Annotated in this window: 1 protein-coding gene; it reads left to right on the top strand. The window is 42.8% G+C overall.

Features of this window, described 5'->3' with window-relative positions:
* Positions 1-211 precede the first annotated feature (211 nt).
* Positions 212-901, top strand: coding sequence for a DUF4868 domain-containing protein (locus ALO64_RS18125; RefSeq protein ID WP_235378775.1), 690 nt, complete (start codon positions 212-214; stop codon positions 899-901).
* Positions 902-1,005 lie beyond the last annotated feature (104 nt).

The following is a 1,005-nucleotide window of genomic DNA, read 5'->3' as shown; positions in this document are numbered from 1 at the left end:
ATAAATCAGCGGCTCCTTAACTATATAGATTCCACAGTGCACTTGTGGATTTTCAAAAAAAAGCACCACAGATCGAAAATTTAACGCTGCATATGTCCAAACTGATGAGACCGTCAATACCCTGCTTAAAAATGTGCTGATCCACGAGGTCAATCGAACCACTGAATTTGCACAATACTCCTACCTTGCTCAAACGAATGACAACAGTTGCTTGGCTGCCCCAGCACTTGCAACAAATTTTTCGCTATTAAAGGTCCAGGTAGACCGCCCAGAGCCCGAGTGTGCCGTAAATTCCGTTGACGACCTAAAGGGTGCTCAAGGCTACGTGGTAAAATTTACTCATAATGGCCAAACCCTCTATGCAGTGAAACGCTCAACGGCCTCATGGAAAACTTCGTACCCTAACAAATTCATCAATATGGTTTTCAGTAACGGCGAGCTCTCCGCTGCCGAGGATAACGGTTTTACTATAGAAAAAAACTTTGACTTCTACTGTTCGGTAGACACATTGTTGATCACGGCTAAACGCGCATTTGAATCACTGATGCAATACAAAGAGGCTTACACTCAAGCATTCACGGAGTTGCAAGCAGATCCCGATTTTTCCAACTTATTCGCTGATATTACTCCCCTTGTCGAGTATATCGGAACCAATTCCACACAATTGCGACGCATGGCTACGATTGAGCAAAAATCCCTTTATTCAAACCCTGGTTTCATGAACAGTTTGAAACAAGTTAATGCGCTAAGGAACTGGGGTTTGAACTTTGACCAAACGAATGATAAGATTATCGTCTGCAGTGCAACGGCACCTACGATTCTACAAGTTTTGTTGGATCACCGCTTGATGAGTGAGGTCACCAGTAATATTTATGACGTACCTGATGCAATTCAAATTTGAATCTACCTACAGGGCGACGAACCTACCTCTGCCTTTAGGATTTTTATTATTAACCACTCATCATTGGCGGAATTCTATTTTCAGACTAGGGATTCTCCGATCAA

Origin of the sequence: Pseudomonas meliae (assembly GCF_001400515.1) — a bacterium.
Taxonomy (GTDB): Bacteria; Pseudomonadota; Gammaproteobacteria; order Pseudomonadales; family Pseudomonadaceae; genus Aquipseudomonas; species Aquipseudomonas amygdali.
This window is presented reverse-complemented; position numbering and strand designations above follow the sequence as displayed.